Raw genomic sequence first — 20,710 nt, forward strand, 5'->3', positions numbered from 1 at the left:
TGAGCGATTTGCTGCAACCGATGCAATCCATCAGCCAACGGCAGAAGCGAAAGTTGTTCGAGCGGAATTCAGGCCTCCCTTTCCACGAGCTCATTTATCGGCGTCATCCCCAGCTACTTTTCTCCCATCACCGCCCTGCCAGTCCAGGCTGTCAGTGAACTGCAATATCGGCGACTTATCCTGAGATGCGCGTACGGCGGCGAAACGCTGTTCGTACAGGCCGCCCACTTGGAACTGCTCAGGGAGTCCGCCATGAAAATCAGTGTGTTCGGAAGTGGGTACGTGGGATTGGTGCAAGCTGCCGTCATGGCTGAAGTGGGCCATGATGTGGTGTGCATGGACATCGACGAGCGCAAGGTCGAGCAGCTTCGCCAGGGCCAGGTCAGTATTTTCGAGCCTGGACTGGCAGCGCTGGTACGTGAGGGGCTGGAGGCCGGACGGCTGCATTTCACCAGCGACGCAGCACTTGCCGTGCAACATGGTCAGGTGCTGTTCATCGCAGTGGGTACGCCCTCCAGAGAGGACGGAGCCGCAGACCTGAGCCAGGTACTGGCCGTCGGCGAGGCGGTAGCACGTCATCGTAAACAACCGATCCTGCTGGTGGAAAAATCCACGGTCCCCGTGGGTACCGGCGATCTGCTGAAGGCGCATATCGACAAGAACCTGGTCAAGGAAGGCCGCTTGCTGCAATTCGATATCGTATCCAACCCCGAATTCCTCAAGGAGGGATCGGCAGTGGCCGATTGCCGCCGGCCGGACCGCATCGTCATCGGCTGTGAGCGCGACGAGGTGAGGGAAACCATGCGCGACCTGTATGCTCCCTTCAACCGCAACCACGACCGGATCCTGTTCATGGACCTGCGCAGCGCCGAGCTGACCAAGTACGCTGCCAACGGCATGCTGGCGACGAAGATCAGCTTCATCAACCAGATGGCCGAGCTGGCTGAACACCTGGGCGCCGATATCGAGTCCGTGCGCCTGGGCATCGGCGCCGATTCGCGCATTGGCTACCACTTCATCTACCCCGGCTGCGGTTACGGCGGCTCATGCTTTCCCAAGGACATGCGTGCCCTGATCCATACCGCCGAGCAGGCGCACTGCTCCAGCGACCTTTTGCAAGCGGTGGAAACCATCAACCAACGGCAGAAGCAAAAGCTGTTCGAGCGCATCAAGGCGTTTTACCAGGGCGACCTGCGAGGCAAGACCTTCGCCTTGTGGGGCCTGGCTTTCAAACCCAATACGGATGACATGCGCGATGCACCGAGCCGTACCCTGCTCGAATCGCTCTGGGCCGCAGGGGCCAGTGTCCGGGCGTTCGATCCCGAAGCCATGCAGCAGACCCAGCGGCTTTACCCCAACGAATCGAAGCTGATGCTGATGGGCACGCCGGAATCAGTGCTGCCGGGTGCCGATGCGTTGATCATCTGCACCGAATGGCAACCGTTCAAGGCGCCGGATTTTGACCTGATCCAGCAAAAACTCAAGGCGGCGGTGATCTTTGACGGGCGCAACCTGTATGACCCCGACCGCATGGCAGACAAGGGCTTCACTTACTTTCCCATGGGCCGTGGACAGTCACACAACCTGCCTATCGCCCGACAAGCCTGGTTCCAGTCGTTCAAAAGCGCTTGAAGAGTTACCTCAAAATAAATGCATTGAAACTGCATTAATATGAATTTGTAACTCAGGGGGCCCGGGGGCAGACTGTGCATGTTCCTCACCCCCAACTGTTGGAACACTTAAAGGGCTTTCTGGGATTTTCCCGTAAGCCCATTTTTTTGTTCGTTTTTTGGATTTTTGCTGAATGCTTGCCCGCTGGTTCCCCGCTGCGATCAATACCCGTCCCACCGAATGGAGCCGCGCCGCCATCGGCATGGCGTTGGGAACGATGTTCAGTGTCTGGCTTTGCAGCCAGGTGTACGGCCTCGAAGTGGCGCAGCACCTGATCGGGCCGCTTGGCGCCTCGGCCGTGCTGCTGTTCGCGGTGTCCTCGGGCGCCCTTGCCCAGCCCTGGTCGATTTTTGGCGGATACCTGTGTGCCTCGGTCGTGGCGCTGCTGGTGGCTCATGTACTGGGACGCACGCTGGGCAGCGCCTGCCTGGCGGCCGGCACTGCGCTGGTATTGATGTGCTGGCTGCGGTGCGTGCATCCTCCGGCGGGTGCGCTGGCCGCGACCATGGTACTGGCCGACCCGTCCATCGTTGCCCTGGACTGGCAGGGCGTGGCCGCCGCCATGCTGGCCGGCTCCGGCCTGCTGGCCAGCGCGCTGGCCTACAACAACCTGACGCAGGTGCGCTACCCCAAGCGCGCCAGTGAGCCGGTGGCGGTCATCCCAGCCGATCATCCCCCGGTCGATCGACATGCCATCACCGCCGAAGACTTGAAGCTGGCGTTGGCGGAAATGGAAGCATTCTTCGACGTAACCCCCGAAGATCTCGAACAATTGATCCACGCCAGCGAGCGAAATGCCCGGCGCCGCAGCATCACGGAGGTGCTGTCGGGTCGCGGCTGACCCTGTGGCTGCTATAAATATGCAGAAAGGACCTGCACGTATGCCGGTTGTGCGATGCAAATTTGCACTGTTACGATCCCGACCGGGTACGCGCGACATCATTTATAAAGAACAATAAAAGCAGGGAGTTAGCGATGACAGCTCAGGTTTCATCCAAAGCCACAGGGACTGTAGAAGTGATGGCCTGTGACGTATTGGTCGATGTGCGCAACCACATCGGCCACTTGACCCTGAACCGGCCCGCTGGCCTCAATGCCCTGACCCTGGACATGGTGCGCAGCCTGCAGCGACAGCTCGACGCCTGGGCCCTCGATCCGCAGATCCGCGCGGTCGTCTTGCGCGGTGCCGGCGACAAGGCATTCTGCGCCGGCGGCGACATCCGTTCGCTGTACGACAGCTACAAGCAGGGCGATTCGCTGCATGAAGACTTCTTCGTCGAGGAGTACGCCCTCGACCTGACGATCCACCATTACCGCAAGCCCATCGTGGCCCTGATGGACGGGTTCGTCCTGGGCGGCGGCATGGGCCTGGTGCAAGGCGCAGACCTGCGGGTGGTCACCGAACGAAGCCGACTGGGCATGCCGGAAACCGGCATCGGTTATTTCCCGGACGTGGGCGGCAGTTACTTCCTGCCGCGCATTCCCGGCGAGCTGGGTATCTATCTGGGAGTCAGCGGCGTGCAGATCCGGGCGGCCGACGCCCTGTACTGCCGGCTGGCCGACTGGTACCTGGAAAGCCGCAAGCTCACCCAGCTCGACGAGCGCCTCGACCGCCTGGAGTGGAGCGACATGCCGCTCAAGGACCTGCAAAGCCTGCTGGCGAAACTCGCCGTGCAGCAACTGCCAGCCCCTCCCCTCGATGCCCTGCGCCCGGCCATCGATCATTTCTTCGCCCTGCCCGACGTACCGAGCATGGTCGAACAACTGCGCCAGGTGACGGTCGCCAACAGCCATGAATGGGCCCTGGAAACCGCCACCCTGCTGGAAACCCGTTCCCCCCTGGCCATGGGCGTGACGCTGCAGATGCTGCGCCGGGGCCGGCACCTGAGCCTGGAAAACTGCTTTGCCCTGGAGCTGCACCTGGACCGGCAATGGTTCGAGCGTGGCGACCTGATCGAAGGTGTACGCGCGCTGCTGATCGATAAAGACAAAAAACCGCGCTGGAACCCGCCCACCCTGGAGGCGCTGGACGCCGGCCACGTGGCGAGTTTCTTCGACGGCTTCGACGACCTCGGGAATTGAGTCCATGCACGACCTCGAACTGACAGAAGAACAAGTGATGATCCGCGACATGGCCCGGGACTTTGCCCGTGGTGAAATCGCGCCCCATGCCCAGGCCTGGGAAAAGGCCGGCTGGATCGACGACAGCGTCGTGGCAAAGATGGGCGAACTGGGACTGCTGGGCATGGTGGTGCCCGAAGAATGGGGCGGCACCTACGTCGACTACGTGGCCTATGCGTTGGCGGTGGAAGAGATTTCTGCAGGTGACGGCGCCGTCGGGGCACTGATGAGCATCCATAACTCGGTGGGCTGCGGGCCAGTACTCAACTACGGCAGCGACGAACAGAAACAGACCTGGCTGGCCGAGCTCGCGAGCGGCCAGGCCATCGGTTGCTTCTGCCTGACCGAGCCCCAGGCCGGCTCCGAGGCCCACAACCTGCGCACCCGCGCCGAATTGCGAGACGGCCAGTGGGTCATCAACGGCGCCAAGCAGTTCGTCAGCAATGGCAAGCGGGCGAAGCTGGCGATCGTCTTCGCCGTGACGGATCCTGAACTGGGCAAGAAAGGGATCTCGGCGTTTCTGGTGCCGACCGATACGCCAGGCTTCATCGTGGATCGCACCGAGCACAAGATGGGCATTCGCGCGTCGGATACCTGCGCGGTCACCCTCAACGACTGCACCGTTGCCGAGGCCAGTCTGCTGGGCGCCCGGGGCAAGGGCCTGGCCATCGCCCTGTCCAACCTGGAAGGCGGTCGCATCGGCATCGCGGCCCAGGCCCTGGGCATCGCCCGGGCGGCGTTTGAAGCGGCCCTGGCCTACGCCCGGGACCGGACGCAGTTCGACAAGCCCATCATCGAGCACCAGAGCATCGCCAACCTGCTGGCCGACATGCACACCCGCCTGAACGCCGCCCGCCTGCTCATCCTCCATGCCGCCCGCTTGCGCAGCGCCGGCAAGCCCTGCCTGTCGGAAGCCTCTCAGGCCAAGCTGTTCGCCTCGGAAATGGCCGAGAAAGTCTGCTCCTCGGCGATCCAGATCCATGGCGGGTATGGGTATCTTGAAGATTATCCGGTGGAGCGCTACTACCGCGACGCGCGGATCACCCAGATCTATGAGGGGTCGAGCGAGATCCAGCGGATGGTCATCGCCCGGGAACTCAAGCACTACCTGGTTTAACAGCAGGAGAAGCATTGCGAGCAAGCTTGCGATGCAGGGGTGCAGTTGATGAAGACGTCGACTGCGCCGCCGCTCATCTGGAAAATTCGCTACCTGTAAGCTCCTACAGTAGCCACCTCCCGCCATCCAGGTCCTAATGATTTCGTCGCTGCATCAGTCCGTCCCTGCTCGGCTTCGGTCGCCGGCTGGACGGGCCTGTCCAGCCTTGGCCGAACAGGAGCCGAATCATGACAGACCAAGCAGGAGATGTACTTGTCGAGAACCACCGAGGCGTGGATATCTGGCGAAGACAATACGACCCTTATGGCGGTCCAGCAAATTACTTTTATGTTTACAGAGGCCGCCAGAGCCCGATGTATAGCGACCCGGGCACGCTGAAAAAGGACCTGGATATTGAAATTGACAAGGACCTAACCGCAAAAAAATAGAAACCGCTTGCCCGGCTGAACGGCCCCCGCCCATCGCGAGCAAGCTCGCTCCTACAGGGCCTGGCGGTGTACACACATGTTCCGTACACCCTGGGTCCCCTACAGGAGCGTGCTTGCTCGCGATGGCGTCAGTCAGGGTTACGGTTATTTGTCCTGGAACTGGGGCGCGCGCTTGTCCACGAACGCCGCCATGCCTTCTTTCTGATCCTGCGTGGCGAACGCCGCGTGGAACACCCGGCGCTCGAAACGCACGCCTTCGGACAGGCTCACTTCAAAGGCGCGGTTGACGCTTTCCTTGACCATCATGCTGACAGGCACCGACTTGGACGCGATCAGGGCGGCGGTCTTCAGGGCGTCATCCAGCAGTTCGTCGGCCGGTACGATCCGCGCCACGATGCCGCAACGCTCGGCCTCCACCGCGTCGATGAAACGCCCAGTCAGGCACATCTCCATGGCCTTGGCCTTGCCCACCGCGCGAGTCAGGCGCTGGGTGCCGCCCATGCCTGGCAATACGCCCAGGTTGATTTCCGGCTGGCCGAACTTCGCATTGTCGCCCGCCAGGATGAAATCGCACATCAACGCCAGCTCACAGCCGCCCCCCAGGGCGAAACCGTTCACCGCCGCGATGATCGGCTTGCGCCGGTTGGCCACGCGGTCGCTGTCGCTGAACAGGTCGTCGAGGTAGATCTGCGGATAGGTCAGCTCGGCCATTTCCTTGATATCTGCACCGGCGGCGAAGGCCTTCTTCGAACCGGTCAGTACGATGCAGCCGATCCTGGGGTCCGCTTCCAGGCTGTCCAGGGCGTGGTTCAGTTCGCTGACGATCTGCGCGTTCAAGGCGTTCAAGGCCTGGGGACGGTTGAGGGTGATCAGGCCGACGCGGTCCTGGATCTCCAATAGAATCGTTTCGTAGTTCATGCAGCACTCCTGTTCAAAGATTGCGCGAAATGACCATGCGCTGAATGTCGCTGGTGCCTTCGTAGATCTGGCAGACCCGTACGTCGCGGTAGATGCGTTCCAGCGGGAAGTCGTTGAGGTAACCGTATCCACCCAGGGTTTGCAATGCCATGGAGCAGACTTTCTCGGCCATTTCCGAGGCGAACAGCTTGGCCATGGACGCTTCCACCAGCGCTGGCTGGTCGTTGTCCCGCAAGGTTGCGGCGTAATGGACCATTTGCCGGGCCACGGCGATCTGGGTCGCCATGTCCGCCAGGCGGAACGCCACGGCCTGATGCTCGATGATCGGCTTGCCGAAACTCTGCCGTTCGCGGGCATAGTCCCGGGCCGCTTCGAACGCGGCCCGGGCCATGCCCACCGCCTGGGCGGCAATACCGACGCGTCCGCCTTCCAGGTTCGCCAGGGCGATGCGATAGCCTTCACCCTCCTCCCCCAAGCGATTGGCCAGCGGCACCTTCACGTCCTCGAAAAGGATCTGGCATGTGTCGGATGCGTGCTGGCCGAGCTTGTCCTCGACCCGCGCCACGCTGTAGCCCGGCGAGTCGGTGGGCACGATAAAGGCACTGATGCCGCGCTTGCCGGCGCTCGGATCGGTCACCGCGAATACGATCACCACCCCGGCATTCTGCCCCGAGGTGATGAATTGCTTGCTGCCGTTGAGCACGTAATGGTCGCCCTCGAGGCGCGCCCGGGTCTTCAGGCTGCTGGCGTCGGAACCGGCCTGAGGCTCGGTCAGGGCGAAGGCGCCGAGCATCGCGCCGCTGGCCAGGGGAACCAGGAACCGGGCCTTTTGCTCATCGGTGCCGAACTTGAGGATCGGCACGCAGCCCACCGAGTTATGCACGCTCATGATGGTCGAGCAGGCCCCATCGCCCGCGGCGATTTCTTCCAGGGCCATGGCATAGGCCAGGTAACCGGTGTCGCAACCGCCCCACTGTTCCGGCACCAGCATGCCGAAGAAACCCAGTTCGGCCATCTCGGCGATGGCCTCCCTGGGAAAACGGTGCTCGCGGTCCCAGTCGGCGGCAAATGGTTTCAGGCGTTCCTGGGCGAACTGCCGGGCCATGTCGCGGATTTGCGTCTGTTCTTCAGTGGCAAGCATGGTCACTCCTTAATACAGGCATTCGACAGCCATGGCCGTGGCTTCGCCGCCACCGATGCAGATGGCCGCGACGCCGCGCTTGAGGCCTTTCTGGCGCAGGGCCGAAAGCAGGGTCACCAGGATCCGCGCGCCGGACGCACCGATCGGATGCCCCAATGCGCACGCACCGCCATGGACGTTGACTTTGTCGTGGGGGATTTCCAGCTTGCCCATGGTCACCAGCCCTACCACCGCAAAGGCTTCGTTGACCTCGAACAGGTCGACTTCATCCAGCGACCAGCCGGTTTTCTTCATCAGCTTCTTCACCGCACCGACCGGTGCCGTGGGAAACAGGCTCGGGGTGTCGGCGAATGCCGCATGCCCATGGATCACCGCCAACGGCTTCAAGCCGCGCTGTACAGCCTGGCTCTGGCGCATCAGCACCAGGGCGGCGGCACCGTCGGAAATGGAACTGGCATTGGCCGCCGTCACGGTACCGCCCTCGCGGAAAGCCGGTTTGAGGGAGGCGATCTTGTCGATCCGCGCCTTGGGCGGCTGCTCATCATGGCGCACGGTCACCTGCTCCTTGCCGACCATCACCTGCAACGGCACGATCTCGGCATCGAAACTGCCGTCCTTGATTGCTTGCTGGGCACGGGTGGTGGACGCAATGGCGAAGGCATCCTGGGCCTCACGACTGAAGCCGTTGGCTTCGGCACAGTCTTCGGCGAAGGTTCCCATCAGGCGCCCCTTGTCGTAGGCATCCTCCAGGCCATCGAGGAACATATGGTCGAGCACCTTGCCGTGGCCCATGCGCAAGCCGCTGCGAGCGCGATCGAGCAGGTACGGCGCGTTGGACATGCTCTCCATGCCGCCGGCCACGACCACATCGGCGCTGCCGGCCACGAGCATGTCATGGGCCAGGATCGCCGCCTCCATGCCCGAACCACACATCTTGTTGAGGGTGGTGCAGCGGGTCGACTTGTCGAGCCCCGCCCCCAATGCCGCCTGGCGTGCCGGCGCCTGGCCCTGGCCGGCGGCGAGCACGCAACCGAACAGCACTTCCTCGACCGCGTCCGGCGAGATATCGGCACGCTCAACGGCGGCCTTGATGGCGGCAGCCCCCAACTGTGGCGCGGTCAGGCTTTTCAGTTCGCCCTGGAAGCCGCCCATGGGGGTGCGGACAGCGCTGACGATGACAATCGGATCGTTGGACATGGAAAACCTCCTATTTGGCTGCCATGCGCAAGGCACCGTCGAGACGGATCACCTCGCCATTGAGCATGCTGTTTTCAATGATATGCCGGACCAGCGCGGCGTACTCGGTCGGTTTGCCCAGCCGCTGCGGGAATGGCACGCCGGCGGCCAGGGACTGGCGCACTTCGGGGGTCATGCCGGCCATCATCGGTGTTTCGAAAATACCGGGGGCGATGGTCATCACCCGGATGCCGAAGCGCGCCAGCTCCCGGGCTGCCGGCAGGGTCAGGCTGGCGATGGCGCCTTTGGAGGCAGCATAGGCCGCCTGGCCGATCTGGCCGTCGAAGGCAGCCACCGAAGCGGTGTTGATGATCACGCCACGCTCGCCGTCGGCATTGGCCTGCGTTTCGGCAATGACAGCCGCGGCCAGGCGCAGCAGGTTGAAGCTGCCGATCAGGTTGACGTTGATCACCTGGCTGAAACTGGCCAGGGCATGCGGACCGTTCTTGCCGAGGATTTTCTCTGCGCGCACGATGCCTGCGCAGTTCACCAGCCCGTTCAGGCCGCCAAAGGCATCCACCGTGGCCTTGACCGCCGCTTCGGCCGCGGCCTCGTCGCTGATGTCCGCCACCACGCTGTGGCAACCGAGTGCCTGGGCCTGAGCGGCCACGGCGTCGGCATTGAGGTCCACCAGCATCACCTTGGCACCGGCCTTGACCAGCATTTCGCCGGTGGCCGCGCCGAGGCCGGACGCACCGCCGCTGACGAGGAAAATCTTGTTGTCGATCTGCATCATGGTTTCCTTTGGTTCAAGCTGTAACGTTCTGCGCCGCAGCCCAGGGGGTGTTCTCAGTTGCTTTCCCCATCGCGTTGTCGCCTTAAAGCGGGCCAGGCAAGGCGCAGGCCGCCGGGAATGGTTGTTCCCTTCCCAAGGCCAGCCACGAAGCCTGGCCCGCTTTAAGGCACAACCCGAAGGGCTGGCGCGGTGGGGGAACTAACTGAGACCCCCCCCTAGGGCCTTGGCAATCTCTTGGTTGCGCAAGATAAAGCGCTGCAACTTGCCGCTCGGGGTCTTCGGCAAATCACTGACAAATTCGATTTCACGAGGATAGGCGTGCGCCGCCAGGCGCTTGCGCACGTACTGGCGCAACTCTTCGGCCAGTTCCGGCGCGGCACGGTACTGGGCGCCCAGCACCACGAAAGCCTTCACCAGTTCGGTCCGCTCCGGGTCGGGCTTGCCGATCACGGCCGCCTCCACCACCGCCGGGTGCTCGATCAACGCGCTTTCCACGTCGAACGGGCCGACGCGGTAGCCGGACGTGGTGATGACGTCGTCGCTGCGTCCGACGAAACTGATGCTGCCGTCGGCGTTGAACTCCACCGTGTCGCCGCTCAGGTAGTAGTCGCCAACGAAGGACTTGGTGGGACCGCCCTCGTAACCGGCGAACCAGCACATCGGCGACTGGCTGCGGTCGATGGCGAGGATGCCTGGCTGCCCCACCCCCAGTTCCCGCTGGTTTTCATCCAGCACCACGATCCGGTGGCCCGGCGAGGCGAAGCCGGCCGCCCCCAGGTGCACCGGATGCTCCAGCCCGTGGTGGTTGCACAGCACCATGCCCAGCTCGGTCTGGCCGTAGTGGTCATGGATCACCACATCGAGGTGATCGGCGAACCAGCGGATCACTTCCGGGTTCAGCGGCTCGCCGGCACTGCTGACGACCCGCAGACGGCCCTTGATCGAACGTGCGAACTGCTCGCCTCCGGCAATCAACAGGCGATAGGCCGTGGGCGAGCCCGTCAGGTTAGTGATGCCGTACTTGTTGATCACCCGGCAGGTGCTTTCCAGGGTGAACGGGCCGTCGTAGAAGGTGATCGGATGCCCCATGGCCAGCGGCCCGGTCACACCGAAATAGATGCCATAGGCCCAGCCCGGATCGGCGACATTCCAGAAAGCGTCCTCGGGGCGCAGGTCCACGGCGTCACGGGTGTAGCTCTGGAAGGCCACGATGGCCTTGAGCGGCACGGACAAGGCCTTGGCCGGCCCGGTGGTGCCGGAGGTGAACATCATCAGGAACGGGTCTTCGCCGGTGAGCATCACCGGTTCGCACTGGCTGGAATGGTTGTCCACTTCGGCCCAGAAACTGTAGTCGCCACGCACGATGCCCCGGCCTTTCTCGCCGCCCACCGTCACCACCGTGGGGCAGCCATCGACGTCAGCGAGCTTGGGACGGTTGACCGCGTCGGTGACCACCATGCGTGCCCCCGAGCTCCCGAGGCGGTGCTCGATGGCCTTGGGGCCGAACGCGGTGAATAGCGGTTGATAGACGGCACCGATACGCCAGGTGGCAAGCACCACGATCAGCAATTCGGCGGTGCGCGGCAGCAGCCCGGCCACCTTGTCGCCCTTGCCCACGCCCTGGGCCAGCAGGAAATTGGCGAAACGCGCGGCGTTGTCCTGCAGGTCTCGGTAGGTCCAGGTCGCGTCGCTGCCGTCGCGTCCCTCCCAGAACAAGGCGATGCGTCCCGGCAAGGCATGCCGGTCGCAACATTCGACGCAAGCGTTCATCGCTTCGAGCGAGCCGTGCAACGCGGCATTGACGGTGTTCAGGTAATCGAACTGCGACGTGGCGGACGAGTAATCGCGCATGACCAGAATCCCTCTGTACTTTTTATTGGTGGGGGAACCGTAAACAGGCAAATACTCGCGCCGAAGGGAGGGGGCGGCAATGGTCAAAGCCATCAAGTTGCATGACTGGTTTGGCCATGGTCCGGATCGCCAGCACGGGCGCACCGCGAGAACGCCCTGGGGTAAGCGGATTCAATGCGTCCAGGCCGATAGTTGCGGGATCGACGATCAGTGAGGTTCGTTGAGGATCAGGCTTCGATAATGCCCGGGGTTGGACCCGGACCACTTGCGAAACGCCTTGTAGAACGAACTGGCATCGGCAAACCCCAGGCGCGCGGCGATCTCCACGAAACTGATGGAAGGCTCGGCCAGCCAGGCAATCGCCAGTTCCTTGCGCACACTGTCCTTGAGGCCCTGGTAGGTCTGCCCCTCCTCCGCCAGGCGTCGACGCAGGGTCGAGGCGGAAACGCAAAGCTGCTGGGCCAGGGCCTCGGTTTCCGGCCACTGTTCGGCGGGCAGCTGGCGCAGGTCGTGCCTGATACGGCTGGCGAGGCTTTGCGGGTCGCGGTATTTGACCAGGATATTGGCCGGGGCGCGGGCGAGAAAGCGCTTGAGCTCATCGGCATTGCGCCGGATGGGCTGGTCCAGGCATTCGGCGGCAAAGATCATCCGGGTCCGTGGCCGGTCAAAGCGCAGGTTCTGGGAAAACATCACACGGTAGTCGTCGCAGAAATCCGGCGCCGGGCAACGCAGTTCGATGGAAAGAATCGGGATGCGCCGCCCGGCCAGCCAGCAGGTCACACCATGGACGATCATCCAGTACGTGAAATAGGTGAAGGCCCGGCGTGGCTCCCGGTCGTCCTCCAGCAGGACGATTTCCGCCAGGCTCTGCTGGCGGGTCCACTGCGCCGGCAAGTGTTCGAGCATCAGCGACAGGAACCCCAGCCCCGCCGTCAACCCGGCGGCCAGGGTGGGCTGGGCCATGGCGCACTGGCAGAGAAAGGCCAGGCTGCCGGACTTGAGCCGGCGCGGGTCCATGCCGAAGAACTCGTCGTCCAGTCGCTTGGCCAGCAACCGCCAGAGCCGCGCATAGGCATCGGCTGGGACCCGGGCCTGGGGATCGTCCAGCGACATGGGCTCGATGCCGACCTTGTTCAGCACTTCATCCGTGGCCGCTCCGGGGGCGCAGCTTTGCAGCAGCGCTTCGCGCACCAACTGGATGGAGATGGTGTCTTTTTCGGACATGGCGCCAGTGTTCACAGGATCCGGTAGAGCAGCCGTTCTATCCGCACACGGCTGACCCGCTTGAGGAACTTGGCCACCGCCGCCGGGTAATCCGGCAAGGCTTCCAGGTCCAGGTAGCGCTCGATCCGATGAGTGTGCCGGTAGATCTGTTCGAGTTCGGCCTGGCGTGGTGCCAGCAGCTCGCCCTTGGGATCGTCCAGCAGCAAGGCGTTTTCCAGGTCCAGGCGAAAGGCCCGGGGGTTGAGGTTGTTGCCGGTCAGCAAGGTATAGCGCTCGTCGACCCACATGCCCTTGAGGTGATAGCTGTTGTCGCCATCGCGCCACAGGTGCAGGTTCAACAGGCCGCTGTCGATGTAGCGCTGGTGCCGCCTGGCGAAGCGCCGCAGGCTGATCTCATACAGGTAGGGCAACGCGGCGATGATCTTGAACGGCTCGCTCGGCGGGATGAAGAAGTCGTTGGCGGTCTTGTCGCCGACGATGATGTCGATCCTGACGCCACGGGCCAGGGCTCGGTTGATCTCGCGGGTCAGCGCCAGGGGCAGGTTGAAGTACGGGGTACAGATCGTCAGTTGGCGACGACTGCTGGCGATCAGCTCGACGATGACCCGGCTCAACGGATTGTTCTTGCCCACCCCCAGCAACGGACTGACCGACAGGCCGTGCCTGTCGAGGCTGCCGGCGCTGGTGTCGTAGGCCGCGTGCTTGAGCCGGCTGCGCAGGTCGCCGATGTCATTGCGCAGGCTGCGGGTGCTGGGCAGGTTCGGCAGGTCCAGGCGGTGCACGGCCTTGGACGCGATCAGGCCGTGCTGCACCAGATGGTGCATCGAGTCGGCCAGGGCGGCGTTGTGCAGCAGGTGATAGCGGTCGTAGCGATACTTGTCGAACTTGTGCAGGTACACATTGTTCAGGCTCGCGCCGCTGTAGAGCACGCAATCGTCGATCACGAACCCCTTGAGGTGCAGCACCCCGAACAGTTCGCGGGTCTGCACCGGCACGCCGTAGATCGGCACTTCACTGGCATGGGTGCGCGTCTGCTCCTGGTACCACGCCGAGTTGCCCGGCTGTTTCTTGGCGCCGATCAGCCCGCGCTGGGCCCGCAGCCAGTCCACCACCACGACCACTTCCAGTTCGGGACACGCGGCCTTGGCGGCATGCAGGGCATCGAGGATTTCCTGGCCGGCCTCATCCTGTTGCAGGTACAGGGCGACGATGTAGATGCGCCGGGTAGCCTGGGCGATCTTCTCCAGCAGGCAGCGGCGGAATTCGGCCGGGCCATCGAGGATGGCCACGGCATCGGCAGGCAGTGCAAAGCTGCGCAGCTTGGGCAGCAAGGGGCGTTTGAAAAGCGACGGCATAGGGCTCGCAATAAGATCGATTCCAAAGAACGGATGAGCTTACACCATGGACGAGGCCGGGTCTTCCCGTCGTCATGAAAAAAACATTTGACCAAGGAGAACGATCGTTCTACTGTCTATCCCATGAATGAAATCATTAGCAATGACACACGAGACATCATCCTCGATGTCGCCGAAAAGTTGATCTATAAAAGTGGCATCGCGGCCACCGGCATGGATCTGCTGGTGAAAACCGCCGGCGTCTCCAGGAAAAGCGTTTATCGCTACTTCGCCAACAAGGACGACCTGATCGTGGCCGCCCTCAAGCGACGGGACGAACGCTGGATGCACTGGTTCAGCACCGAGGTCGACAAGGCCCCGACCCCGGCCGCACGCCTGTCCAACCTGTTCACCGTGCTCAAGGCCTGGTTCCAGAGCGAGGGCTTTCGCGGCTGTGCGTTCATCAATACCAGCGGCGAAACCGGCGACCCGCAAGACCCGGTCCGCCTGGTGGCGAAGCTGCATAAACAGAAACTGCTCGACTACGTCACCCGACTTTGCACCGAACAAGGCGTCGAGCACCCGGACGCCCTGGCCCGGCAGCTGCTGATCCTGATTGATGGCGCCATTACGGTCGCGCTGGTCATGGGCGATCACAGTGCCGCCGATGATGCCCAGGACATGCTGCACACGTTGTTGTTGGAAAAGAAGCAATAAACCTGCCCCGTTGAACTTTGTGAACTTGATTCATCACCCCACTGGAGATTTGCCATGTCATCTTGCGCTGAAGTTCGTCCACCGTTGCCGCCCTTTACCCGTGAATCGGCCATCGAGAAAGTCCGCCTGGCCGAGGATGGCTGGAATTCCCGTGACCCGCAGCGGGTATCCCTGGCCTATACCCTGGATACCCAATGGCGCAACCGCGCCGAGTTCGCCCATAACCGGGAAGAAGCCAAGGCATTCCTGACGCGCAAATGGGACAAGGAACTGGATTACCGCCTGATCAAGGAACTCTGGGCCTTTACCGACAACCGCATCGCCGTGCGCTACGCCTACGAATGGCACGACGATTCGGGCAACTGGTTCCGCTCCTATGGCAATGAGAACTGGGAATTCGATGAACAGGGCCTGATGAGCAACCGGTATGCCTGCATCAACGACATGCCGATCAAGGAAAGCGAGCGCAAGTTCCACTGGCCGCTGGGACGCCGCCCGGACGATCATCCGGGCCTGTCCGAGCTGGGGCTGTAGTCCTTAAACGCTGCTGCGAGGGACCGTTGCTCGCGGGCAACGGTCCCTGGCGGCCGGCCAGGAAGCCAGCAACGTAGCGGCTGGCGGCACACGCCTCGACGCCGCCCCCACCATCAGTTCGTTGCCGTGGATATACTCGATGGAGGGCGCAATGCAGCCGCCCATGCCGAGATACTGGGGTCGCTGCCGCGCAAGGATTCGCTCGAATCGAGGCAGAAACAGACGAGCGGATCGTGCCCGGCGACAGACAAGCGGCCTGATGACGGGGTTGACCCCGATACCATCAGGCATCACATTGCCTGGGCCGCCGGCAGATCCGGCGGCAGTTGCGTTGTGTCGCAGAGTTTGTGGAGCCCATGACCGCGTCGATTCCGATCCGTCCCCCCTGCCCGCCCGGCGTTTGCGATTGCGGCCGCGATGCGTTGCTGGAAACGCCCGGCGCAGACTTGCGCATCCTTTGCCTGAACCGCCAGGAAGAAAAGCGCCTGCTCGAACGCCTGGAAAGCATCCAGGACCTGGCCGAACTGGAACGGTTGCAGCAGCGCCTGTATGAGAATCTCGGGGTACGCCTGACCATAGAGCCGGGCTACAACGAAGTCAGGACCATGCGCGGCATCGTCATCGAATTCCAGCAGCAACCGGGGCTGTGCCGCAAGATTCGCCAGTCGATCCCCGCTGCCATTCGCCGCGCGCTGGAGAAACGTCCGCAAATCGCCTGGCGACTGCTGGACGCCCACGACCTGTTCCGCGACACCTGATTGACGGGGTGCCTGGCGGGCCTGTTTCACGCCGCGACCGAACAGCCCTCCCCCCATGCTGACGCCTGGAAATGGCTCCCTCCCTGGAGCTCTACGACGGGTCAGAAATCGACGGTCGCTGACAGCAGGTAGGTGCGCGGCGTCGACAGCGTCAAGCCTGGTTCGCTGTCGTCCGAGGCACCGGCCGAGCTCCAGTAGCGTTTGTCCGCCACGTTCTCGATGTTGGCGCGCAAGGTGATGTTCTTCTCGTCGACCTTGAATGTATAGCGGGCGCCCACGTCGAAACGGAACCAGGAGTCGATTTCCTTGACGTTGGACTGGTCCAGGTATTGCGAGCTGGAATAGATGCCGCGACTGGTCAGGGCCAGGCCCTGCATCGTCGGCACGTCCCACTCGGCTCCTAGGTTGACGTTGAATTTGGGGGTGGCCGGGGCCCGGTTGCCATCGAAAGCGCCGCCCGTGGTATCGGTCAGCTCGCTGTCGATGTACATCACACCTCCGAGCAGGCGGGTGCCCTTGATTGGCTCACCGAAGACACTCAGTTCCACGCCGCTGTTCTCGCGCTTGCCATTGGGTCCGAAGACACGGGTGGTGGCATCGGTGGCATAGGCCGGCTGCTTGATCCGGAACAGCGCCGCCGTCAAGGCGAATGGACCTGCGTCATACTTGGCCCCCACTTCGACCTGGCGACTGATGAACGGCGGGAAAATCTCGTCCTCGTTTATCGAGGTCGACGGTGCGATCTTGCCCTGGCTCAGGCCTTCCATGTAGTTGGCATACAAAGACAGTCTGTCGGTGGCCTTGAACAGGAGGCCACCCGACGGCGAGACCTTCTCTTCGTCGTAGGCCGTGTCGCCTTTGACATGGTTGGTCCAGTCATCCACCTCCACCCGCTGCCACCGGGCACCGAGGGTCAACAACAGCCGGTCATCGAAGAAGCCCAGGGTGTCGGACAGTGCCACGCCGCTGAAGTGGTTCTCGGTGTAGACCTTGTCGTCCTGTCGCGTAGGCCTGCTGGGGGTCGGGGTCTGTACCGGGTCGTACAGGTTGCTGCGGCCGTTGGCATAGCGGGCGCCGCCATTGGTGAAGTCCATGTAGAAATAACTGGCGGCCAGGTTGACCTCATGGCTCACCGGCCCGGTGTGGAACCAGTTGCGAACCCCGGCCGTGGCCGTCCGGACATTTTCGTCCCGGGTGAAATCCCGTGGCTGAACGGTGAAGTCGCCGGCGTCATTGCTCACCGAGACGTTATGGCGAAGGAAGTCATGGTTGCTTTTACGCGCTCCGACACCGCCATACAGCATCACGGCATCGTTGACATCGAATTCGGCGTTCACCGTACCGAAGGTGTCTTTGGTCCGCGCCTTGGTCCAGGGCTGCGCATAGTTGTCGCGCACGTCGCTGGCATGGGGAACCTGGGCATTGGCGCCCACTTGTACGCGCTCCTGCGGTGCATCCGTATCGCGCTCGGTATGACCAATGTCGGTGGACAGACGCAGGCGTTCGCCGCGGAAGTCCAGGCCCAGCACGGCCATCTCCCGATCCACGCTCTGGTGGTCCCACTCGGTGTCGCCGGACTGCTTGACGCCGTTGAAGCGGATGCCGAACTTGTTGTCTTCGCCGAACCGCCGACCGACGTCCACCGCACCGCCCAGTTGGTTGTTGGAGGCGTAGTTGCCGGTGAACGAGGTGATGGGCTTGTCGCTCGCGCGCTTGGGCACCACGTTGATGCCGCCGCCCACGCTGCCACGTGGCGAGATTCCGTTGATCAGTTGGGTCGGGCCCTTGAGGATATCGACCCGGTCGGCCATTTCCATGTCGATGGTGTATGTCGGCAAGACACCGTAGAGATCGTTGTAGGCCACATCACTGTTGAACAGACTGAAACCACGGATGGTGAATTGCTCATAGCGGCCACCCGCCGGGTTGGTGGAACGAACCGAGGGGTCGCTGGCGATCAGGTCGCCCAGGGTCCGCGCCTGTTGGTTCTTTACCGTCTCGCTGGTGTAGGTGGTCATGCTGAACGGCGTTTCCATGAAATCCCGCGAGCCCAGCAAGCCCTGTGAGCCACGACGCGCCACCTGGCCGCCGGCATACACGTCGCCTCCCGAGGTAGCACCGGCTCCGAGAATCGAGGTGGGCGCCAGTTGCAGGCTGCTGCCTTCCGGCGCGGGCACCAGGACATAGGCCTGTTCACCCACCGGTTGCAATTGCAGGCCGGAGCCCTGCAGCAGACGGGCAAAGCCCTCCTCAACACCGTATTCGCCCGCGAGGCCGGGGCTGTTGCGGCCGCTGACCAGGGACGGATCCACCGACAGGTTGACCCCCGCCAGACCGGCGAACCGGGTCAGTGCGGCGCTGAGGCTGCCGGCCGGCACCTGGTAGCTGCGCCGGGACGCATCCTCGGCCTGGCTGGTGGCGATGAAGAATGGGCTGGCACTCAGGCTCAGCATCAGGCTCAGGTTCAACAGCGGACGCCAGCCGGCAACGGCCGGGCGAAAACGCAAAGGTACTGCTACGGACATTGGAGGGAGCTCTCGTTTTTGTTCACTTGCCTTGAATGACAAGCGAGACAAAAAAAGGGGACAGGCTTCAGGCGATATTTTTACGGGGGACCAGCGTGACCCAGTACCGGGTGCGCATTTGCACATCCAACGGCAGGCTGGCCGCCAGCAGCGCAAGGATCTGATCGGTGTTTTCCAGGCGGAAGCTCCCGGTCACCCGTAGCGACTCCAGGCTCTGGTCCCAACGCAACACGCCCGGACGATAACGGTCCAGCTCTCGCAGAAAATCCCCCAACGGCTGGTTCTGCGCCACCAGCACGCCGTCACGCCAGCCCAACTGAGCCACATCGAAGGCACTCACAGGCCCTGCGCCGGCGGCCTGTAAACTGACCTGCTGGCCTTTCTCCAACGTCAGCGACAGCCCATACAGCGGCTGCAGTTGCGCTGAACCGCTGAGCAACGACACCTGGCAACTGCCCTGGCTCAACCGCACGCAGACTTCGCCATCCCTGAGGGTGATCGTCCCATAAGGTGCCTGGACGGTCAGCGGCATATCGCCCGCGACCTTAAGGGCCATCTCGCCTTGGACCAGAAGCACTCGCCGTGCCTTGAGATCCAGGTCCACGGCGCTGTCGGTGTTCAACTGCAATACGCTGCCATCCACCAGCGACCAGCGCCGCTGTTCTCCGGTGGCGGTATGCAAGTCGGCCCGCCAGGCTTGCAGCGGCAGCTCTCGTCCCAGCATCCAGGCGGCCGGCACCAGTGCAGCGACGCCCAAGGCCCGCTTGAGTACATCGCGCCGAGGCAGGGATGGCCGATCCAGGGTCGCCATGCCCAACTCGGGAGGCACACCGGCGAATCGCTGACGCAATCGCAGGGCCTTCTGCCAGGCCGCCTCATGCTGGGCACAGCTGTCCCGCCAACGCTGCAGGCCGGCGGAATCGAATTTACCGTCACCAACGTCCATCATGGCCAACCAGCGAGCCGCCGCCCGGGCCACTTCCCGGGCTTCGGGGCAAGGAGCCGGGTTCATCAGAAGTCCACCAGCAGGCAATGCTCGTAGGCCTGGGCCATGTAGCGCTTGATGGTGCGCTCGGACACCTGCATGCGCTCGGCGATTTCCCGGTAGCCCAGCCCTTCGAGCTGGCTCCACAAAAAGGCCCGCCGCACCAGGGGCGGCAGGCCATCGAGCAACTCATCCAGGGCGTGCAGGGTTTCGAGCAGCAACCAACGTTGTTCGGGAGACGGTACGCACGCTTCGGGCAAGCTCGCCAATGCGTCGAGATAAGCCTGCTCCAGGTTGCGCCGGGTGTAGAAATTGCTCAGCAGCCGCTTGCCGATCGTCAGCAGATAGGCGCGAGGCTCGTGCAGGTCGGCCAGGGGCTGGGCGCTGGACAGCACTCGCAGGAAGGTATCCTGGCGCAGGTCCGCGGCATCCCAGGCGTTGCCCATGCGCCGCCTCAGCCAGCCTTCCAGCCAGCTGCCGTGATCACGGTACAACGTATGTAGGGACTGCTCCGCCGGCGTAGCTGCATCAAACATGTCAAGAGGCCCTGCGCATGGAATGTCTCAAATGAGACTGATTCTAATTAATATTCATGCGCTAATCCAAGTCCTTTATGCCCCATGAATGCATAAAGCCCTGCTCGCCGGGCGATGACTCGGCCTTGCCGAGAAACGACAACGCCCTTGCAAGCAAGGGCGCGGGTGCGGCAAGACGGGTCAGTGGCTGGCGTGCAGGACTTTCGGCACCTCCGGCATGGCCGAAGAGTGATGGTTGATGATCTTCCACTGCCCATCCAGGCGTTCGTAGAGGAAGGTATAGCGGGCCTGGACATCCCGCTTGCTGCCGTCGGCGTTGGTGAGCGTGAAGGTGTAGACCCCACTGTCCATGGCCGCATCGGGGCCCATATGACGGATCTCCCGGTAATTGATCGTTCCCACCGGCTTGCCGGTCAGGAAGTGATCGAAGTAGTCCTGGATCTGTGCCGGTGTGGTGCGCACCTTGTTGGACAGCGTCGGCTGCAGGATGGCGTCCGGCGCATAAAGGCTGGTCATTGCCCTGGCACTGCCGGTCTTCAGCGTGGTGTTCCACTGGTCGAAGAGCGCAGCGATTTCGCGATCACCCACGTCTTTCGGCTGTTCGGCCACGGTACGATACACGTAAGGCGTGGCATCGGCCGCATGGACCAACGGCGAGGTCAGCACAAAAAAGGCGGCAAGGGCGAAGGTTTTCATTTTCATCGTGGGGCTCCTTTGGGTTTCAATGACCCCACTTTGCCGGCCGCCCGCACCGCCGCCATCGGCCAACCGGTGCCGATCGACTATGCCGTTCGGCAGATGGGCCCCGCCACCGACACGCTCTAGGCTGTACATGCAAAGCCAACGATTGACGACCAGGCAAGGCGGTTTTCAACGCA

Annotated in this window: 19 protein-coding genes; 8 read left to right on the forward strand and 11 right to left on the reverse strand. The window is 62.9% G+C overall.

Annotated features, from left to right (window positions below; genetic code table 11):
- The first annotated feature begins 252 nt into the window (after positions 1–252).
- From BT179_RS10565 to BT179_RS10585, 5 genes are all read left to right on the forward strand, one after another.
- Positions 253–1,632 carry a UDP-glucose dehydrogenase family protein gene (locus tag BT179_RS10565; protein ID WP_072430990.1) on the forward strand — a complete coding sequence of 460 codons (1,380 nt, stop codon included), beginning with the start codon at positions 253–255 and terminating at the stop codon, positions 1,630–1,632.
- Positions 1,633–1,804: 172 nt separating this feature from the next.
- Entirely contained in the window at positions 1,805–2,512 is a 708-nt protein-coding gene (locus BT179_RS10570; protein WP_072430991.1) for an HPP family protein, read from the forward strand.
- A 134-nt stretch (positions 2,513–2,646) separates the two neighbouring features.
- Positions 2,647–3,753 (forward strand): enoyl-CoA hydratase/isomerase family protein, encoded by a 1,107-nt coding sequence (locus tag BT179_RS10575; protein WP_072430992.1) that lies wholly within the window; start codon positions 2,647–2,649, stop codon positions 3,751–3,753.
- Between the two features lie 4 nt (positions 3,754–3,757).
- On the forward strand, positions 3,758–4,909 hold the full coding sequence (locus BT179_RS10580) for an acyl-CoA dehydrogenase family protein (protein WP_072391645.1): 1,152 nt from the start codon (positions 3,758–3,760) through the stop codon (positions 4,907–4,909).
- 227 nt (positions 4,910–5,136) lie between these two features.
- Positions 5,137–5,337 (forward strand): hypothetical protein, encoded by a 201-nt coding sequence (locus BT179_RS10585; RefSeq protein ID WP_072430993.1) that lies wholly within the window; start codon positions 5,137–5,139, stop codon positions 5,335–5,337.
- Positions 5,338–5,481: 144 nt separating this feature from the next.
- Here the strand turns inward: BT179_RS10585 and BT179_RS10590 are convergent, their stop codons facing one another.
- The 7 genes from BT179_RS10590 to pssA form a co-directional block, all read right to left on the reverse strand.
- On the reverse strand, positions 5,482–6,255 hold the full coding sequence (locus BT179_RS10590) for an enoyl-CoA hydratase (protein WP_072391639.1): 774 nt from the start codon (positions 6,253–6,255) through the stop codon (positions 5,482–5,484).
- A 13-nt stretch (positions 6,256–6,268) separates the two neighbouring features.
- Positions 6,269–7,396: an acyl-CoA dehydrogenase gene (locus BT179_RS10595; protein ID WP_072430994.1), complete on the reverse strand. Its 1,128-nt coding sequence runs from the start codon at positions 7,394–7,396 to the stop codon at positions 6,269–6,271.
- Positions 7,397–7,405: 9 nt separating this feature from the next.
- On the reverse strand, positions 7,406–8,593 hold the full coding sequence (locus BT179_RS10600; protein WP_072391633.1) for an acetyl-CoA C-acyltransferase: 1,188 nt from the start codon (positions 8,591–8,593) through the stop codon (positions 7,406–7,408).
- Positions 8,594–8,603: 10 nt separating this feature from the next.
- Positions 8,604–9,365: an SDR family NAD(P)-dependent oxidoreductase gene (locus BT179_RS10605; protein ID WP_072391630.1), complete on the reverse strand. Its 762-nt coding sequence runs from the start codon at positions 9,363–9,365 to the stop codon at positions 8,604–8,606.
- 201 nt (positions 9,366–9,566) lie between these two features.
- Positions 9,567–11,219 (reverse strand): AMP-binding protein, encoded by a 1,653-nt coding sequence (locus BT179_RS10610; RefSeq protein WP_072391627.1) that lies wholly within the window; start codon positions 11,217–11,219, stop codon positions 9,567–9,569.
- A 207-nt stretch (positions 11,220–11,426) separates the two neighbouring features.
- The gene (locus BT179_RS10615) at positions 11,427–12,443 is read right to left on the reverse strand and encodes an AraC family transcriptional regulator (protein ID WP_072430995.1); all 1,017 of its coding nucleotides are present in this window, start codon (positions 12,441–12,443) and stop codon (positions 11,427–11,429) included.
- Between the two features lie 11 nt (positions 12,444–12,454).
- Positions 12,455–13,798, reverse strand: coding sequence for a CDP-diacylglycerol--serine O-phosphatidyltransferase (pssA, locus tag BT179_RS10620; RefSeq protein WP_072430996.1), 1,344 nt, complete (start codon positions 13,796–13,798; stop codon positions 12,455–12,457).
- A 123-nt stretch (positions 13,799–13,921) separates the two neighbouring features.
- Between pssA and BT179_RS10625 the strand changes: the two genes are divergently transcribed.
- From BT179_RS10625 to BT179_RS10635, 3 genes are all read left to right on the forward strand, one after another.
- Positions 13,922–14,494, forward strand: a complete 573-nt coding sequence (locus tag BT179_RS10625) for a TetR/AcrR family transcriptional regulator (RefSeq protein ID WP_072430997.1) — start codon at positions 13,922–13,924, stop codon at positions 14,492–14,494.
- Between the two features lie 54 nt (positions 14,495–14,548).
- A complete protein-coding gene (locus BT179_RS10630) occupies positions 14,549–15,028 on the forward strand; it encodes a nuclear transport factor 2 family protein (RefSeq protein WP_072430998.1) in 480 nt (159 codons plus the stop codon).
- A gap of 356 nt (positions 15,029–15,384) precedes the next feature.
- A complete protein-coding gene (locus BT179_RS10635) occupies positions 15,385–15,786 on the forward strand; it encodes a hypothetical protein (protein ID WP_072430999.1) in 402 nt (133 codons plus the stop codon).
- A 101-nt stretch (positions 15,787–15,887) separates the two neighbouring features.
- On the opposite strand, the gene BT179_RS10640 is transcribed toward BT179_RS10635, so the two are convergent.
- The 4 genes from BT179_RS10640 to BT179_RS10655 all read right to left on the reverse strand — a co-directional run bounded on the left by BT179_RS10640 (position 15,888) and on the right by BT179_RS10655 (position 20,534).
- Positions 15,888–18,311 carry a TonB-dependent receptor gene (locus BT179_RS10640; RefSeq protein WP_072431000.1) on the reverse strand — a complete coding sequence of 808 codons (2,424 nt, stop codon included), beginning with the start codon at positions 18,309–18,311 and terminating at the stop codon, positions 15,888–15,890.
- A 67-nt stretch (positions 18,312–18,378) separates the two neighbouring features.
- Positions 18,379–19,323: a FecR family protein gene (locus BT179_RS10645; protein ID WP_072431001.1), complete on the reverse strand. Its 945-nt coding sequence runs from the start codon at positions 19,321–19,323 to the stop codon at positions 18,379–18,381.
- Positions 19,323–19,832, reverse strand: a complete 510-nt coding sequence (locus BT179_RS10650) for a sigma-70 family RNA polymerase sigma factor (RefSeq protein ID WP_072391603.1) — start codon at positions 19,830–19,832, stop codon at positions 19,323–19,325. Before BT179_RS10650 ends, BT179_RS10645 begins: the two co-directional genes overlap by 1 nt.
- Positions 19,833–20,012: 180 nt before the next feature.
- Positions 20,013–20,534, reverse strand: a complete 522-nt coding sequence (locus BT179_RS10655; protein WP_072431002.1) for an SgcJ/EcaC family oxidoreductase — start codon at positions 20,532–20,534, stop codon at positions 20,013–20,015.
- Positions 20,535–20,710: the final 176 nt, after the last annotated feature.

Source organism: Pseudomonas sp. NFACC43 (assembly GCF_900119645.1).
Classification (GTDB): domain Bacteria; phylum Pseudomonadota; class Gammaproteobacteria; order Pseudomonadales; family Pseudomonadaceae; genus Aquipseudomonas.

Excerpts from the sequence above, each read along its gene's own strand:
- BT179_RS10600 (WP_072391633.1), bottom strand. The coding sequence starts at position 8,593 with ATGTCCAACGATCCGATTGTCATCGTCAGCGCTGTCCGCACCCCCATG.
- BT179_RS10635 (WP_072430999.1), top strand. The coding sequence starts at position 15,385 with ATGACCGCGTCGATTCCGATCCGTCCCCCCTGCCCGCCCGGCGTTTGC.
- pssA (WP_072430996.1), bottom strand. The coding sequence starts at position 13,798 with ATGCCGTCGCTTTTCAAACGCCCCTTGCTGCCCAAGCTGCGCAGCTTT.
- BT179_RS10640 (WP_072431000.1), bottom strand. The coding sequence starts at position 18,311 with ATGTCCGTAGCAGTACCTTTGCGTTTTCGCCCGGCCGTTGCCGGCTGG.
- BT179_RS10580 (WP_072391645.1), top strand. The coding sequence starts at position 3,758 with ATGCACGACCTCGAACTGACAGAAGAACAAGTGATGATCCGCGACATG.
- BT179_RS10570 (WP_072430991.1), top strand. The coding sequence starts at position 1,805 with ATGCTTGCCCGCTGGTTCCCCGCTGCGATCAATACCCGTCCCACCGAA.
- BT179_RS10585 (WP_072430993.1), top strand. The coding sequence starts at position 5,137 with ATGACAGACCAAGCAGGAGATGTACTTGTCGAGAACCACCGAGGCGTG.
- BT179_RS10650 (WP_072391603.1), bottom strand. The coding sequence starts at position 19,832 with ATGTTTGATGCAGCTACGCCGGCGGAGCAGTCCCTACATACGTTGTAC.
- BT179_RS10615 (WP_072430995.1), bottom strand. The coding sequence starts at position 12,443 with ATGTCCGAAAAAGACACCATCTCCATCCAGTTGGTGCGCGAAGCGCTG.
- BT179_RS10610 (WP_072391627.1), bottom strand. The coding sequence starts at position 11,219 with ATGCGCGATTACTCGTCCGCCACGTCGCAGTTCGATTACCTGAACACC.
- BT179_RS10595 (WP_072430994.1), bottom strand. The coding sequence starts at position 7,396 with ATGCTTGCCACTGAAGAACAGACGCAAATCCGCGACATGGCCCGGCAG.
- BT179_RS10630 (WP_072430998.1), top strand. The coding sequence starts at position 14,549 with ATGTCATCTTGCGCTGAAGTTCGTCCACCGTTGCCGCCCTTTACCCGT.
- BT179_RS10625 (WP_072430997.1), top strand. The coding sequence starts at position 13,922 with ATGAATGAAATCATTAGCAATGACACACGAGACATCATCCTCGATGTC.
- BT179_RS10655 (WP_072431002.1), bottom strand. The coding sequence starts at position 20,534 with ATGAAAATGAAAACCTTCGCCCTTGCCGCCTTTTTTGTGCTGACCTCG.
- BT179_RS10575 (WP_072430992.1), top strand. The coding sequence starts at position 2,647 with ATGACAGCTCAGGTTTCATCCAAAGCCACAGGGACTGTAGAAGTGATG.
- BT179_RS10565 (WP_072430990.1), top strand. The coding sequence starts at position 253 with ATGAAAATCAGTGTGTTCGGAAGTGGGTACGTGGGATTGGTGCAAGCT.
- BT179_RS10645 (WP_072431001.1), bottom strand. The coding sequence starts at position 19,323 with ATGAACCCGGCTCCTTGCCCCGAAGCCCGGGAAGTGGCCCGGGCGGCG.
- BT179_RS10590 (WP_072391639.1), bottom strand. The coding sequence starts at position 6,255 with ATGAACTACGAAACGATTCTATTGGAGATCCAGGACCGCGTCGGCCTG.
- BT179_RS10605 (WP_072391630.1), bottom strand. The coding sequence starts at position 9,365 with ATGCAGATCGACAACAAGATTTTCCTCGTCAGCGGCGGTGCGTCCGGC.